Origin of the sequence: Mesorhizobium sp. WSM3866 (assembly GCF_002294795.1) — a bacterium.
Classification (GTDB): Bacteria; Pseudomonadota; Alphaproteobacteria; order Rhizobiales; family Rhizobiaceae; genus Mesorhizobium.
Map to the genome: position 1 here is coordinate 162,133 of NZ_NSGC01000006.1, position 13,582 is coordinate 175,714.

Below are 13,582 nucleotides of genomic sequence, written 5' to 3' on the forward strand. Positions count from 1 at the left end.
CCCGCAGGCAGGAGCGATGCGCCTGCGAAAGTACTCGTGAGAAGACTTCTGAATGAAGCAGACGATCGTCCGCATTGTGCGGTCGATCTTAAGAAGGAGGAGAAAATGACGTTTCGGATACGACCCGCGATGCTGAAAATGGCCGCGGCCGCATGGCTGCTCGGCGCAACCGGCGCCATGGCGGACACGACGCTGGAATTCACGCAGTGGTGGGAGCCAGAGCTGCCCGCAGGCTCCTTGCGCAAAATCATGGACGAGTTCGAGGCTGCAAACCCCGGGATCAAGGTGACGCTGGTCAGCGGCCCCTATGCGACCACGCGAGACCAGATCTCGGTCGGTGCTGCGACCGGAACGCTTAGCGACGTTGTCGGTCTCGATGGCGCCTGGGTGAACAATCTGAATGCGCAAGGTGCGCTTTCCGACATGAACCCGATGATGGATGCGAGCAAGTTCGACAAAGCCCAGGTCGCGGACATCATCAAGGTGGACGGCAAGGCCGTGATGTTCCCGGTCGCTTCGTTCGTCTATCCGGTGTTCGTCAATCTGGACCTCGCCGCCCAGGCAGGCGTGACCAAGCTGCCGTCGACCCGCGCGGAGTTCCTCGAAGCCGCCAAGAAGATGACCCATGCCGACAAGAACCAGTATGGCTGGGTGCTGCCGCTGTCGCTGCAGACGCCGTCCGGCGTTCAGAACGACATGATGTCGTGGGTTTGGGCTTCGGGCCAGTCGATGATGGCGAATGGCAAGCCCGACCTCGAGGGCAAACCGGTGGTGGATATGCTCAGCTTCGTGAAATCGCTCAACGACGCCGGCACCATCTCGCCCGGCATCGCCACCAAGACGGAACAGGAGAAGGTCGAGGAATTCGTCAACGACCGGGTCGGGATGATGATCGACTCGCTCGCGCATGTGAACCTCATTCGCAAACGCAATCCCAAGCTGAACTTCGACCTCATCCCGGTCCCGGTCGTGGAGAACTACAACGGCAAGCGCGGCCTTCCCTATGCCTCCTGGGGCATCGGTATCTCTGCCGGCTCGAAGCACCAGGAGGAGGCCTGGAAGCTCGTCCAATATCTGATGAGTGAAAAGGTGAACGCCAAGCTCGTGTCGCTTGCAAACGCCTTCCCGGGCAACGTCAACGCCAAGCCCGATTTCGTGACGTCCGACAAGGCATTCGCAAAGGCTTTCGAAATCTTCAAGACCGGTTATCTCGCCAACGAGTTCACGGGTCTGCCGGTGGCGGAAGACCTGATGACCCAGTTCGACGTGGAAGCCCAGAAGATGCTTGCCGGCGAGCAGTCTCCGGAACAAGCCGCAGCCAACGCTCAAAAGGGCTGGATGGCGAAATTCTGATCGGCCTGTTCCCCGTTCACTTTCCGACCGGGTGGCCTGACTTCGGGCAGGCCACCCGGCCACAACGGATCGGTGGACCCGTGTTCCGAAGCTCACCTTCTCTTGAAGGCGTATTTCAAGGTTGGCACATGACCCCGCAGAAGCGCTCCCATCACAGACTGAAACGAGCGGTCGCACCCTATTTCTATCTGTCGCCCTCGCTCCTCATAATCGGTCTTCTGATGCTGCTGCCGATGGTGACGGTGATTGCCTATTCGTTCCAGAACAGCGCGGTGCTGCGCCGTGACCCATCCTTTGCCGGACTGAAACACTACCAGGCGATCTTTGCCGATCCGGTGTTTTGGGCTTCGCTGTGGCACACGCTCTACTTCACTTGCATGAGTGTCGTTTTCCACATGACCATCGGCATGGTCTTCGCACTCATGCTGAACAGCGACCGCATCAATCCGATGCTGCGCAATATTCTGCGCGTGCTCTACATACTGCCTTGGCTGTTCACTGCGGTGATTATCGCCGTGATCTGGCGCCTCCTGCTTGAGCCGAACGGGGTCGTGAACAGCATTCTCATGCAGATGGGCATCATCGGTTCCAAGGTCGAGTGGTTTTCCTCGCCCGAGACCGCGCTGCACGCCGTCACCTTCGCCAATATCTGGGCGGGGTACCCGCTTTTCATGGTCAGCCTGCTCGCAGGCCTGCAGGGCATTCCCAAGGATTTCTACGAGGCCGCCGATATCGACGGCGCCAAGGCCTACCAGAAGCTGATCTTCATCACGATCCCGCAGTTGATGCCGATCATCATCAGCATCTCGCTGCTCGACTTCATCTGGACCATGCAGGTCTTCCCATTGATCTGGATAACGACGGGCGGTGGTCCGATCTACTCGACCGAGGTCCTCAGCACCTACACCTATAAGCTGGCGTTTTCGAGCTACAACCTGTCTCAGGCGTCGGCGAGCGCTGTGGTCATTCTGCTGATCTCGCTTGGCCTGACGCTGTTCTACGTCCGTTATCAAAAGGCTCGGTAGTCACCATGAGGAAAAGGCACACGCCGAAAGACAGGCTGATCACCGTCGCGCTGCATGTCGCGCTTGCCGCGGGGCTCTTTTTCGCGGCCTTCCCGATCTACTGGATGCTCAGCAGCTCGTTCAAATCGAATACTGAAATCTTTGCCCTGCCACCAACCATCCTGCCGAAGGCCTTCACGCTGGAAGCGTACGCAGCCATCGTTGGCGACCCGGTAAAGCTGCGCTTCTTCTTCAACAGCTACTTCGTGGCGGCAGCGGTGACCGTGCTGACGGTGCTGATCGCCTTGCTGGCGGCCTACGGGTTCAGCCGCTTCAACTTTCGCGGCAAGGGCAGCCTGAACACACTCATCATCAGCACGCAGACGATTCCGCCGATCACGCTTCTCATCCCCTTCTTCGGGCTTGTCGTCTCATATGGCATCTTTGACACCTATATCGCGCTGATCCTGACTTACCTGGTGTTTACGCTGCCCTACGCGATCCTGCTGATGACGGGATATCTCAACACCTTGCCCCGCGATCTCGATGAAGCGGTGGCTGTCGACGGCGGCACCAGTTGGACAGCGCTTTGGCGGGTGATCGTCCCGATCTCGCTGCCTGGTATCGTGGCGACGTCTGTCTACACCTTCCTGTTATGCTGGAACGAATTTCTCTTTGCGCTGACGCTGACCAAGTCGACGTCCATGCGCACCGTGCCGATCGGCATCCAGCTGTTGATGGGGCAGCACGCCTTCGAATGGAACCAGATGATGGCGATGAGCGTGCTCGGCTCGTTACCGCTTTTGCTCATCTACCTCGTTGCCCAGAGATTCTTCCTCGCAGGCATGACCGCGGGCTCGGTCAAGTAGGACGTCCCTCCCATGAAGACGCAGAGCGACACCAAGGAATGGGCGGTATCAAGGAATGAAAGAATGAACGTGAAAGACCTCAAAGTCGGCTGCCAGACTTTTACCTGGGAGATGCTCGGCGACCGTTTTGGCGGCGGCCCGGACGATCTCATCAAGGCGATTTCCGACGGCGGCTATGCCGGCATCGAGATCACCGACACGATGATCGGTCGCTATGCCGGCAAGCCTGCGGAGTTCGCCGCCGCGTTGAAGGCATCCGGCCTCATGCTGGTCTCGTTCGCCTTCGGCTCGAAGAGCGGCTTCACGCTCAAGGAGAAAATCGGCGAGGACCTCGAAACCGCCGGTCGCTGGATCGACTTCGCCGCCGCCTTTCCGGGAGCGCTGGTGTCGATGGGCTCGGCAACCGTCGTCTCCGACGGCCCGCGCGACCACAAATTCGCCATCGCCGCCGAGGTCTACAACAAGGCCGGCGAACTTGGGCGCAAGGCCGGCGTGCAGGTGGCTGTGCATCCGAGCTCGCATCACAACACGCTGCTCTTCGACCGCGCCGATTATGACCGCATCTTCTCCCTGCTTGACCCATCGCTGGTCGGCTGGGTGCCGGACACCGGACACATCTTGCGCGGCCGTCAGGACATGGCCGATACGCTCACCACCTATCGCGACCGCATTCGCTATGTGCATCTGAAAGACGTCGATGCCAACGGCAGTTGGGCGATGCTCGGCCAGGGTGTCTGCGACACGGCTAAGGTGATCGAGATCGCAAGCGCCGCGCCCAACTTCAACGGCTGGCTGGTGCTGGAGGAGGAATCCGAAACCGCCGCCGCCGATCCGGCTGGCGCGGTGAAGACCAATCGCCAGACCATGCGCGGCTACGGGGCTTGAGGCGATGATCCGCAAACAAGACCGTCGTCTTCGTGTCGGTGTGCTCGGCTGCGGGCCGATCGCGCAGTTCGCGCATCTGGAATCCTGCGTGAAGGCAGCCAATGCCGACCTCTACGCGATCTGCGACGCGGCGCCCGACCTGCTTGCGCGCATGAGCGCCACCTACGAGCCGCAAAAAATGTATGGCGACTATGACGAGATGCTCGCCGACCCCAAGTTGGAGGCGGTGATCGTCGCGACGTCCGACGCCTACCACGTGCCGATGTCGATCAGGGCGCTCGAAGCAGGCAAGCACGTGCTTTGCGAAAAGCCGATCGGCATTTCCGTCGAAGAAGGCGAGAGGCTGGCGGAAGCGGTCAAGCGCTCCGGCAAGGTGCTTCAGGTCGGGCATATGAAGCGCTTCGACCCGGCGCTGGAGGCGGCGCGCGATTTCGTGCGCGACGAGATGGGCGAGATCCTCGCGCTGAAGGCCTGGTATTGCGATTCCACTCATCGCTACACCAATACCGACGCCGTGCAGCCGCTGCCCGTCACCAGCAAGCTGGCGAGGAAGCCGGCCGGCAATCCGAAGGCGGACCTGAGACAGTATTTCATGCTGGCGCATGGCTCGCATCTGGTCGACACGGCGCGCTTCCTGTGCGGCGACATCACCGCCGTGCGCGCGCGGCTCAACCAACGCTTCGGCGCTTATTGCTGGTTCGTCGAGACGGAGTTCGCCAATGGGGCGCTCGGCCATCTCGACCTGACCGTTGCGGTGCGCATGGACTGGCACGAGGGCTTCCAGCTCTATGGCGAGAACGGCTCGGTGATCGCGAAGACCTTCAATCCCTGGTATTTCCGCGCCAGCGAGGTCGACATTTTTCATGAGAAGGACGCGACGTCGCGCAAGCCGCTCGGCGCCGACGGCCACTTCTTCCGCCGCCAACTGGAAGGCCTCGCCGGCACGGTGCTCAACGGCGCGCCGCAGCGCGGCGCTACCGTGGAGGACGGGCTCGCTTCGATCCGCGCCATGGTGGCGATCGCCCGCTCGGTCGAAAGCGGCCAGCGCGTTGAGCTCGCCGGCGTCACCGGAGCGGTCTGATGCAGGTCGGGGTGTTCGCCAAGGCTTTTCCAGGCGGCGAGCCGGCCGGCGTGCTCGCCGCCGTTCGCGAAGCGGGCTTCGCAGTCACCCAGTTCAACCTTGCCTGCGCCGGCCTGCCGTCGGTGCCGGACGATGTTCCAGACGCGACGATCCGCGCCATCGACGCAGCGGCCAAGGCTAGCGGCGTCGGTCTCGTCGCGCTGTCGGGAACCTACAACATGGCGCATCCCGACAGCCGGGTGCGCGATGACGGGCTGCGGCGGCTCGGGGTGGTCATTGAGGCAGCCGCGAGGCTTTCGATCCCGCTGGTGACACTGTGCACCGGAACGCGCAACGCCGAGGACCAATGGGCGCACCACCCCGACAATGCCGATCCCTCGGCTTGGGCCGACATGGCGCGGGAAATGGAGAAGGCGCTTCAGCTCGCCGAGCGCCACGGCGTCGATCTCGGCATCGAGCCGGAGCAAGCCAACATCGTGACCTCCGCCGATGACGCCGTGCGGCTGATTTCCGAGATAGGCTCGGAGCGGCTGCGCATCGTGCTCGACCCCGCCAATCTGTTCGAGCGAGCGAATGCCGACGAGGCACGCGGCATCGTTGCCGAAGCGGTCGAGCGCACGGCGGGTCATGTCGCGCTTGCGCACGCCAAGGACCGTTTCGCCGATGGGCGCTTCGCCACGGCCGGACGAGGCGTGGTCGACTTCGACGACTTCGTCGCTCGCCTGAGGGCCACAGGCTTCGACGGGCCGCTGGTGACGCACGGGCTTTCGGCCGAGGAAGCGCCGGGCGTCGCCCGCTTCCTCAAGGGGCTCATGTGATGGGCACGCTGCTGCGCGACGGTGCCACGCTGCATATGACCGACACCGGCGAAGGCCTGGCGGTCGTCTTTCAGCATGGGCTCGGCGGCGGCGAGGCGCAGGTCGCGCAGACTTTCCCCGCAGGCTTCCGGCGCATCACGCTGGAATGCCGCGGGCATGGCGGCTCTGGGCTTGGCAAGCGGCGGCCGTTCTCGTTCGAAATCTTCGCTGACGATGTGCTTGCCGCCGCCGATCGTGCCGGCCTCGACCGCTTCGTTGCCGGCGGCGTCTCGATGGGCGCCGCGATCGCGCTTCGCCTCGCCTGCCGTCATCCGCGGCGCGTCGCCGCCCTGGTCCTGGTGCGGCCGGCATGGACGTTTTCGCCGGCACCGCAGAACATGCAGCCGATCACCGAGGCCGCCGAGCTCATCCTGGAACACGGGGCCGACAAAGGGCGGACGATCTTCGCACGATCGGACACGGCCACGCGGCTCTACCGCGAGGCGCCCGACAATCTGTCCTCGCTGCTCGGCTATTTCGACCGGCCCGACGCCAAGGAGTTCGCGCAAGTGCTCGCCGACATCGCCGGCGACGGTCCAGGCGTTTGCGACCGCGACGTCGCGGCGCTCGACATTCCTGCGCTGGTCGTCGGCAACGCGATGGACGCGGTGCATCCGCTGTCGAGCGCCTACACGCTTGCCGCCGCGATGCCCCGCGCGGTCTTCGCCGAAATCACGCCGAAGGCGCGCAACAGCGCCAGACATTTCATCGAACTGCACGAGCAGATCAGTTCCTTCCTCCAGTCCAACTCGAATGCCCGGAGCCTCATTCCGTCATGACCGCCAAACCCGTCTCCGGACCCGCGGCAATAGCCGCACTGCCGCGCAACCGGCTTATCGGCGAATTCTCGCTGTGGTCGGCGGATCTCGCCAATATGGAGCGCGACCTGAAGCGCATCGAAGCCCATGTCGATCTGCACCATATCGACGTGGCGGATGCCCGCTTCACGCCAGGCTTCCTGTTCTTCCCCGACATGGTGGCGCGCATCGCCAAGCTGACGGCGAAGCCGATCCACGTCCATCTGATGGTCGAGGCCGAGATCGTCGAGGCTCAGACGCGCCAGTTCATCGAGGCTGGTGCCGATCTCGTAACCATCCATGCCGAGAATGGCGCGGCAGGCTTGCGCGCCGTGAAGCTGGCGCGTGAGCTCGGCGCGGAGGCCGGCGTGGTGCTGCGGCTGGAGACGCCCCTTGAAGCGATCGAGCCGTTCCTGCCACGCGTGGCCTTCGTGACGCTGCTCGGCACCTCGATCGGGGTCAAGGGACAGAGCCTGTCCGAGGAGGCCTGCCCAAGGCTGACCGAGGCTCGCGCGCTGATGAGGAAGGCCGGCCGCGAGGCCGACATCCGGCTCGCAGCCGATGGCGGCATCCGCCATGAGACGGTGCCGCTGCTGCGTGCCGCCGGCGCCGACACGGTGGTGCTGGGCTCGCTCGCTTTCGGCGATCCCGATCTCGCCCAGCGCATGGCCTGGCTGCATGGACTGAAGGCCGCCGCCTGATGAGCACGATCGCCCTTGCCTTCGATCTCGGCGGCACGGAACTGCGCGGCGCGCTGGTCGAGCGCAGCGGCGAAGTCGTTAAGCGCGTCTCGGCGCCGACGCTTGCCGGCGCCGGATCGGAAGCGGTCATCGGCCAGATCATCGCGCTTGCGGACAGGCTGCTTAAAGAACACCCGCAGGCAAAGGTCAGCGGCATCGGCATGTGCGCGCCGGGGCCGCTCGACCCCAAGGCAGGCATCGTCATCGGGCCGCCGACGCTCGCCGGCTGGCACAACGTGCCGCTGATCGACATCCTCAGCCGCCAGTTCGGCTTGCCGGTACGGCTGGAGAACGACGCCAATGCCGCGGCGCTCGGCGAGTGGCGTTTCGGCGCCGGCCGCGGCGCGGGCTCCTTGGTGTTCGTCACCGTCTCGACCGGCATCGGCGGCGGCGTGGTTGCTGATGGCCACATCTACCATGGAAGGCGCGGGCTCGCGGCCGAGATCGGCCACATGACGATCACCGGCGAAGGCGACCGCTGTTTCTGCGGCAACGTCGGCTGCTTCGAGGCCGTTGCTTCCGGCACCGCCCTCGGGCGCCGGGCGACGCGGCTTACCAAGCCAGGCGACGGCTCGGTGCTCAGACGTCTTTCCGACCACGGCGACGTCTCGGCCCGGCATGTCGTGGATGCCGCGCGCGCCGGCGACGCGGTCGCCTGCGAACTGGTCGAGACCGAGGCGAAATGGCTGGGCATCGGCTTCACCAATCTCCTGCATCTCTATTCGCCTGACCTGATCGTCATGGGGGGGGGCCTCGCAAACGGGTTCGATCTGCTGGCGCCGGGCATCAGGGCGACGGTCGAGGAACGCGCCATGCAAGCCTATCGCGACGTGCCGATCGTGCCGGCCGAGCTCGGCGATCGCGCCGGGCTGGTCGGCGCGGCAAGCCTGATCCTGTGGGAGGGCGAGCCGGGAACGGCGCTGGCGATGGTGCAGAACGAGCAAACGAAGCTCGGCGAAACGACCGGCGCTTCGGCCCGATCGATCATCGAACGGATGAAGGAGAGCGAAGGGAACTGAGACCGCCCGCCTTCCTATTGTCCGCGCCCGCCTCGGTCTTGGGCTGAGGTCGTGCCAGAAGATAAAGGGCGGCCACGTGCGTAATCATCAGCAGGGGCACATAGATGATCGGGATCGCGTATGCGGCGCCCAGCTGCCCGGCCTGCGCGGGCAGATGAAGCACGGTGCCGTGATAGTAGTCGCCGACGAGGTCGACTATTCCCACCAGATTGAAGGCCGCGACGGACGGCCAGAAGATCGAGGACCGCTTCACGCCAAGCAGCGCCAGCATGGCCAGCAGCCCGGTCGCGAAATCGCCATAGGCGGCAAAGACCGCGAAGTCCGCCGGGAGGTTCGGGCCAACCACGCCCGGAACCAGGAAGACCAGCCCGAAGAAGCGGAAGCTGTGCAGCGTCGCGATGGCGCGCTGCGCCTCGACGCGGTCCATGAGCCTGAGCCTCGGCCAGATATAGGCGCCGAAGCAGAGCAGCCACGGGACGTAGCCCAGGACGAGATGGATGTTGAAGATCGTGGCCGGCGTCATACTTGCCTCCCGTTAGAGATTGGCTGGAACGGCTTCGAATACCGCCTTCAGGATACCGAGACGGCCTTCCAACAGAGATTTAGCGAAGGCGGCGGCCCCGACGCCCGCAACCGCACGCGATCCAAATCGTCGGTCATTGCCACTTCCCTCCAGCCTTCCAATCGACAACACAGATACGACCGCTTTGTGCCGGGAATTATCCGCGATAATCTCAATGGGTCATGAAGCAAAACTTCACAGTCCGGCATGGCGCCCTCGACGGCGTCGAGGCGTTCCTGAGCGTCGCCAGGCATCGCAATTTCCGCAAGGCGGCGGCGGAGCTCGGCGTCACGCCATCGGCGATCAGCCAGGCGGTGCGGACTTTGGAAGCGCGCATCGGCGCCGCGCTGTTCGTCCGCACGACACGCAGCGTCGGCCTGACCGAAGCCGGCGAGCGTTTTTTCTCGCGCGCCCGGCCAGCCTTCGAGGAATTGGTAGCAGCAAGCGAGGTCGCGCGCGAAATCGGCCAGCGGCCGGCTGGACTTTTGCGCCTGTCGGTTCCGCCTGCGGTGGTGCCGACGCTGCTGGAGCCGATGATCGCATCCTTCTGCCAGGCCTATCCCGAGATTGAGCTGGAGATCGTCGCTAGCGGCGAGTTGGCGGACCTCGCAGCCGAGGGATTCGACGCCGGTATCCGGCTCGGCGACCTCATCGCGGCCGACATGGTCGCGGTTCGACTGACGCCGTCCTTCCCGATGGTGGTCGTCGGCAGTCCCGACTATCTACGCCAGCGAACAACGCCGGAGCGCATCGAGGATCTGCGCCACCATGCCTGCCTGCGCCTGCGCCGATCGAACGGTTCGGTCGCGCCGTGGCGCTTCGCCAAAGGCAACAAGGCGGTCGAGGCAATCGTTTCCGGGCCGTTCATTGCACACGACTATCCCACGCTGCTTGGCGCTGCGATCCAGGGCGCCGGGCTTGCCCAGGTGCCCAGCCCGATTGCCGCCGCGGCGCTCGCGGACGGGCGCCTCGAAACGCTGCTTTCGGCCTTCGCCGCGACATCGCCGGGTGTCTTCCTCTACTACCCGGAAAAACATCAGGTCCTGCCCAAACTGCGCGCATTCATCGATCACATCAGGCATCGAGGCGGCGCCGAGACCTCCCGAAAACGGCCACGGGAACGGCAGGCTCAGGTTTAGCGCATCAGGCCGATCGGGCAGCGATCCACGACTGGATGGGGTGGCGATAGCGCAGGCCGGCGTCAAAGTATCGGTGGTGCGGCTTCCGCAGGTGCATGACACGATGAAGCAAGGCCTGATCTCGCCGCTGGTGGCGCTGACCCGCGCCAGGGGTGTCAGCCTATCTCGGCCTAACGGGGCACACGCTTCCTTCAGGCGCGGAGCAGATCAGCGAGGCTGTCGGACTTCTCGACCTTGTCGGTGAGATCGAGCCCCGAGAGCAGATCGACCAGATGGCTGTTCATCAGCGCCGCGGCGTCGGCGCTGTCGCCGGCTTCAATGGCGTCGACCAGCGCGTGATGGGCATGTTTCTCGCAGGTCGCGTCGCGGCGTTTCCAGTAGAGCGCGATGATCAGCGAGGAATGCGAGACGAGGTCGCGCACGAAGTTGGTGAAGACCGAATGCGCCGCGATTTCGGCGATGCCGACATGGAAGCGCGCCGACAGCATGATGGCGTCGCTGTCGCGACCGGCATGCAGCGCCTCATGCTCCTTCTCCAGGTGCATTCGCAATTGCGCGATGTCGGAGGGCACCGCAGCCTTTGCGGCGAGCGCCGCCACCTTGGGTTCGATCAGTGCCCTCGCCTCGAACACTTCGCGCGCCTCGATCTTGGAGGGCTGTGCGACGAAGGCGCCGCGGTTGGGCTCCAGCCGCGCCAGCCGGTCATGCGCAAGGGCCTGCAAGGCGGCGCGGACGACGGTGCGACTCACCGAATAGATCGACGCCAGCTCGTCCTCCGGCAGCTTGGTGCCCGGGGCGAGACGATGGCTGACGATGGCGTCTCTCAGCCCATAGTAGATCGGCGACCAGCGCGCTGCCGGCTTGTCGTCGCGATCGGCTTCTCTGAGTACCGTCAACATGCTTTCAATGCGCAGGCCCGACGCGGCCCGCTCTGCCCCCAAATCGCCAGCGGCCGGTCCAATCTAATGGCGCTCGCGCCCCGGTCAATCCCGCGGGACCGATCTCCCGGGGCCACGTTTAGCCAGGCGAACCGGCGCCCGGGGGAGACGCCGAAGCGAAGATACCCGCGAAACGCTTGCCTCGCGGGGCGGTATAGCCGCCGATCTTCGATGTCTTCAAGCCGACCTTGAACAGGCTCTCGGCCAGGGTGACGGCGCAGACGACGCCGTCAAGCACCGGAACGCCATGCTCTTCCGACAGGCTGTGCGCAAGGTCGGCCATGCCGGCGCAGCCCAGCACGATCGCCTCGGCGTGATCCTCGCGAATGGCGCGCGCGATCTCGTCCGAGATCCGATGCCTGGCGTTCGAGCCTGGCCGTTCAAGCTCGAGCACGGCGACTTCCGACGAGCGCACTTTGGCGCAGCGCGAGGAAAGACCGTATTTCGCAAGGTTGTGCTCGATGGCGGGGACTGAGCGGGCAAGCGTGGTGACCACGCTGAACTTGCCGGCGACAAGGCTGGCGAGATGGAAGGCCGCCTCGCCGATGCCGATGACCGGCGCTTCGGTCGCGCAGCGCGCGGCGTCGAGCCCGGTATCGTCGAAGCAGGCGATCACATAGGCATCCGCCGCCGGCGCCTTGCTCATCTCGGCGATGATGCCCGGTACGGCAAACACCTCGTCGAAATAGCCCTCGATGCTCGGCGGCCCATCGGCCGGATTGACAGCGACGATCTCGGTTCCTGAGGACGCGACGCTTGTCGCCGCCTTGCCGATCTTGCCGGTCATCGAAGCGGTCGTGTTGGGGTTGATGACGAGTATGCGCATGGAAATCAGCCTCAGATCTCGCCGCCGAGATAAAGACGCTTGACCCGGTCGTCGCTCAGCAGTTCGGCGGAGTTGCCGCTCAGGGCGACGCTGCCGGTGGTCAGCGCATAGGCGCGCTGCGAAATGCGAAGCGCCATGCGGGAATTCTGCTCGACCAACAGAACGCTGACCTTCTCGTCGCGGTTGATGGCGACAATCGAGCGGGCGATGTCCTGGACAAGTTTTGGCGCGACTCCGAGCGACGGCTCGTCGAGCAGCAAAAGCTTCGGCTTGGCCATCAGCGCGCGGCCGATGACCAGCATCTGCTGTTCGCCGCCGCTCATCGTGCCGGCAGCTTGGGAGAAGCGCTCCTTCAGCCGGGGAAAGCGCCCCAGCACCATCTCCAAGGTCGCCGCGATCTCGGCCTTGCTCGAGCGCGTGAAGGCGCCCATCAAAAGGTTGTCCCTGACCGTCATATAGGGAAAGACGCGGCGCCCTTCCGGCACCATGGCGATGCCCATCTTGACGATCTCGTCTGGAGCGGCGCCGTCGATGCGCTTGCCGCTGTAGTGGATCTCGCCGGACCTAATCCGGTTGAGCCCGGTGATGGCGCGCAGGATCGACGACTTGCCGGCGCCGTTGGCGCCGATCAGCGCGACGGTCTCACCCTCATTGACCTCGAGCGAGACGCCCTTCAGCGCATAGACGTGATCGTAATAGAGTTCGACGCCGGCGAAGTTCAGGATCTGGTTCATAGCCCGATCGCCTCGTCTTCGCTGCCGAGATAGGCTTCGATGACCTTCTCGTTGGCCTGGATTTCCGACGGTGTTCCCTCGGCGATCTTCTGCCCGAAATTGAGCACCACGATACGGTCCGAGATCTTCATCACGGCCGGCATGTCGTGCTCGACGAGCAGGATGGTGAGGCCGAGATCGCGCAGGCGCCGCACCATCGCCACCATGCGCATCGTCTCGTCGTGATTCATGCCGGCAAAGGGCTCGTCGAGCAGCAGGATCGAGGGATCGGTGGCAAGGCCGATGGCGATGCCCAGCGCCCGCAAATGGCCATGTGGCAGGTTGCGGGCGATCTCGCTGGCAAGCGAAGCCAGGCCGAGCAGCGCCAGGATCTCGTCGGCGGACTGGCCGAAAGCCGCTTCGTCGGCCTTGGCCGTGCCGGTGCCGAGAAAGAAGCCGACGAGGCTCGCCTTCGAGCGCAGATGATGCGCGATAATGACGTTGTCGCGCACGCTCATGTTCTTGAAGATCGTCGTTTCCTGGAAGGTGCGCACGACGCCCTTGCGCGCGGCGATATGCGGCGCCATGCCGGAGATGCGTTCACCCTTCAGGCGGACCTCGCCGGACGTTGGCCTGAGGAACGACGAGATCAGCTTGAACAGCGTCGATTTGCCGGCGCCGTTCGGACCAATGACCGAGAGAATCTCCTTCTCGCGCACCGAGAAGGAGACGTTGTTAACCGCGACGAGACCGCCGAAGCGCTTGGTGATGCCGGAAACTTCGAGCATTTCGGCCATGG

15 protein-coding genes are annotated in these 13,582 nt (G+C 64.3%); 10 read left to right on the forward strand and 5 right to left on the reverse strand.

What is annotated here, in order from left to right:
* The first annotated feature begins 105 nt into the window (after positions 1-105).
* The 9 genes from CK222_RS15930 (at position 106) to CK222_RS15970 (ending at position 8,605) form a co-directional block, all read left to right on the forward strand.
* On the forward strand, positions 106-1,353 hold the full coding sequence (locus tag CK222_RS15930) for a sugar ABC transporter substrate-binding protein (RefSeq protein WP_095800986.1): 1,248 nt from the start codon (positions 106-108) through the stop codon (positions 1,351-1,353).
* Between the two features lie 128 nt (positions 1,354-1,481).
* Positions 1,482-2,378: a sugar ABC transporter permease gene (locus CK222_RS15935; RefSeq protein WP_095800987.1), complete on the forward strand. Its 897-nt coding sequence runs from the start codon at positions 1,482-1,484 to the stop codon at positions 2,376-2,378.
* Positions 2,379-2,383: 5 nt separating this feature from the next.
* Complete coding sequence (locus tag CK222_RS15940; protein ID WP_095800988.1) at positions 2,384-3,226, forward strand: carbohydrate ABC transporter permease; 843 nt, start codon at positions 2,384-2,386, stop codon at positions 3,224-3,226.
* 63 nt (positions 3,227-3,289) lie between these two features.
* Positions 3,290-4,111 carry a sugar phosphate isomerase/epimerase gene (locus CK222_RS15945; RefSeq protein ID WP_095801123.1) on the forward strand — a complete coding sequence of 274 codons (822 nt, stop codon included), beginning with the start codon at positions 3,290-3,292 and terminating at the stop codon, positions 4,109-4,111.
* A gap of 4 nt (positions 4,112-4,115) precedes the next feature.
* Positions 4,116-5,192 (forward strand): Gfo/Idh/MocA family oxidoreductase, encoded by a 1,077-nt coding sequence (locus CK222_RS15950; protein ID WP_095800989.1) that lies wholly within the window; start codon positions 4,116-4,118, stop codon positions 5,190-5,192.
* A complete protein-coding gene (locus CK222_RS15955; protein ID WP_095800990.1) occupies positions 5,192-6,010 on the forward strand; it encodes a sugar phosphate isomerase/epimerase in 819 nt (272 codons plus the stop codon). The genes CK222_RS15950 and CK222_RS15955 overlap by 1 nt, the downstream gene beginning before the upstream one ends.
* Complete coding sequence (locus CK222_RS15960; protein WP_095800991.1) at positions 6,010-6,828, forward strand: alpha/beta hydrolase; 819 nt, start codon at positions 6,010-6,012, stop codon at positions 6,826-6,828. Before CK222_RS15955 ends, CK222_RS15960 begins: the two co-directional genes overlap by 1 nt.
* Positions 6,825-7,547, forward strand: a complete 723-nt coding sequence (locus CK222_RS15965) for a ribulose-phosphate 3-epimerase (protein WP_095800992.1) — start codon at positions 6,825-6,827, stop codon at positions 7,545-7,547. Before CK222_RS15960 ends, CK222_RS15965 begins: the two co-directional genes overlap by 4 nt.
* Positions 7,547-8,605, forward strand: a complete 1,059-nt coding sequence (locus CK222_RS15970) for an ROK family protein (RefSeq protein ID WP_245433053.1) — start codon at positions 7,547-7,549, stop codon at positions 8,603-8,605. The genes CK222_RS15965 and CK222_RS15970 overlap by 1 nt, the downstream gene beginning before the upstream one ends.
* Here CK222_RS15970 and CK222_RS15975 read toward each other — a convergent pair.
* The gene (locus CK222_RS15975; protein WP_095800993.1) at positions 8,571-9,128 is read right to left on the reverse strand and encodes a hypothetical protein; all 558 of its coding nucleotides are present in this window, start codon (positions 9,126-9,128) and stop codon (positions 8,571-8,573) included. The two genes, CK222_RS15970 and CK222_RS15975, sit on opposite strands and share 35 nt — an antisense overlap.
* Before the next feature lie 221 nt (positions 9,129-9,349).
* On the opposite strand from CK222_RS15975, the gene CK222_RS15980 reads away from it, so the two are divergent.
* On the forward strand, positions 9,350-10,306 hold the full coding sequence (locus CK222_RS15980; protein ID WP_095800994.1) for a LysR family transcriptional regulator: 957 nt from the start codon (positions 9,350-9,352) through the stop codon (positions 10,304-10,306).
* A gap of 191 nt (positions 10,307-10,497) precedes the next feature.
* On the opposite strand, the gene CK222_RS15990 is transcribed toward CK222_RS15980, so the two are convergent.
* The 4 genes from CK222_RS15990 to CK222_RS16005 form a co-directional block, all read right to left on the reverse strand.
* Positions 10,498-11,205 (reverse strand): GntR family transcriptional regulator, encoded by a 708-nt coding sequence (locus CK222_RS15990; protein WP_095800995.1) that lies wholly within the window; start codon positions 11,203-11,205, stop codon positions 10,498-10,500.
* Between the two features lie 118 nt (positions 11,206-11,323).
* Complete coding sequence (locus CK222_RS15995; protein WP_095800996.1) at positions 11,324-12,070, reverse strand: aspartate/glutamate racemase family protein; 747 nt, start codon at positions 12,068-12,070, stop codon at positions 11,324-11,326.
* Between the two features lie 11 nt (positions 12,071-12,081).
* Positions 12,082-12,804 carry an ABC transporter ATP-binding protein gene (locus CK222_RS16000; RefSeq protein WP_066989044.1) on the reverse strand — a complete coding sequence of 241 codons (723 nt, stop codon included), beginning with the start codon at positions 12,802-12,804 and terminating at the stop codon, positions 12,082-12,084.
* A complete protein-coding gene (locus CK222_RS16005; RefSeq protein WP_095800997.1) occupies positions 12,801-13,580 on the reverse strand; it encodes an ABC transporter ATP-binding protein in 780 nt (259 codons plus the stop codon). Before CK222_RS16005 ends, CK222_RS16000 begins: the two co-directional genes overlap by 4 nt.
* Between the last annotated feature and the right edge of the window lie 2 nt (positions 13,581-13,582).

What these genes read in the sequence shown, in the direction of transcription:
- CK222_RS15950 (WP_095800989.1), top strand. Translation starts at nt 4,116, where the DNA reads ATGATCCGCAAACAAGACCGTCGTCTTCGTGTCGGTGTGCTCGGCTGC.
- CK222_RS15945 (WP_095801123.1), top strand. Translation starts at nt 3,290, where the DNA reads ATGAACGTGAAAGACCTCAAAGTCGGCTGCCAGACTTTTACCTGGGAG.
- CK222_RS15990 (WP_095800995.1), bottom strand. Translation starts at nt 11,205, where the DNA reads ATGTTGACGGTACTCAGAGAAGCCGATCGCGACGACAAGCCGGCAGCG.
- CK222_RS15930 (WP_095800986.1), top strand. Translation starts at nt 106, where the DNA reads ATGACGTTTCGGATACGACCCGCGATGCTGAAAATGGCCGCGGCCGCA.
- CK222_RS15965 (WP_095800992.1), top strand. Translation starts at nt 6,825, where the DNA reads ATGACCGCCAAACCCGTCTCCGGACCCGCGGCAATAGCCGCACTGCCG.
- CK222_RS15995 (WP_095800996.1), bottom strand. Translation starts at nt 12,070, where the DNA reads ATGCGCATACTCGTCATCAACCCCAACACGACCGCTTCGATGACCGGC.
- CK222_RS15940 (WP_095800988.1), top strand. Translation starts at nt 2,384, where the DNA reads ATGAGGAAAAGGCACACGCCGAAAGACAGGCTGATCACCGTCGCGCTG.
- CK222_RS15970 (WP_245433053.1), top strand. Translation starts at nt 7,547, where the DNA reads ATGAGCACGATCGCCCTTGCCTTCGATCTCGGCGGCACGGAACTGCGC.
- CK222_RS16005 (WP_095800997.1), bottom strand. Translation starts at nt 13,580, where the DNA reads ATGGCCGAAATGCTCGAAGTTTCCGGCATCACCAAGCGCTTCGGCGGT.
- CK222_RS15955 (WP_095800990.1), top strand. Translation starts at nt 5,192, where the DNA reads ATGCAGGTCGGGGTGTTCGCCAAGGCTTTTCCAGGCGGCGAGCCGGCC.
- CK222_RS15935 (WP_095800987.1), top strand. Translation starts at nt 1,482, where the DNA reads ATGACCCCGCAGAAGCGCTCCCATCACAGACTGAAACGAGCGGTCGCA.
- CK222_RS15975 (WP_095800993.1), bottom strand. Translation starts at nt 9,128, where the DNA reads ATGACGCCGGCCACGATCTTCAACATCCATCTCGTCCTGGGCTACGTC.
- CK222_RS16000 (WP_066989044.1), bottom strand. Translation starts at nt 12,804, where the DNA reads ATGAACCAGATCCTGAACTTCGCCGGCGTCGAACTCTATTACGATCAC.
- CK222_RS15960 (WP_095800991.1), top strand. Translation starts at nt 6,010, where the DNA reads ATGGGCACGCTGCTGCGCGACGGTGCCACGCTGCATATGACCGACACC.
- CK222_RS15980 (WP_095800994.1), top strand. Translation starts at nt 9,350, where the DNA reads ATGAAGCAAAACTTCACAGTCCGGCATGGCGCCCTCGACGGCGTCGAG.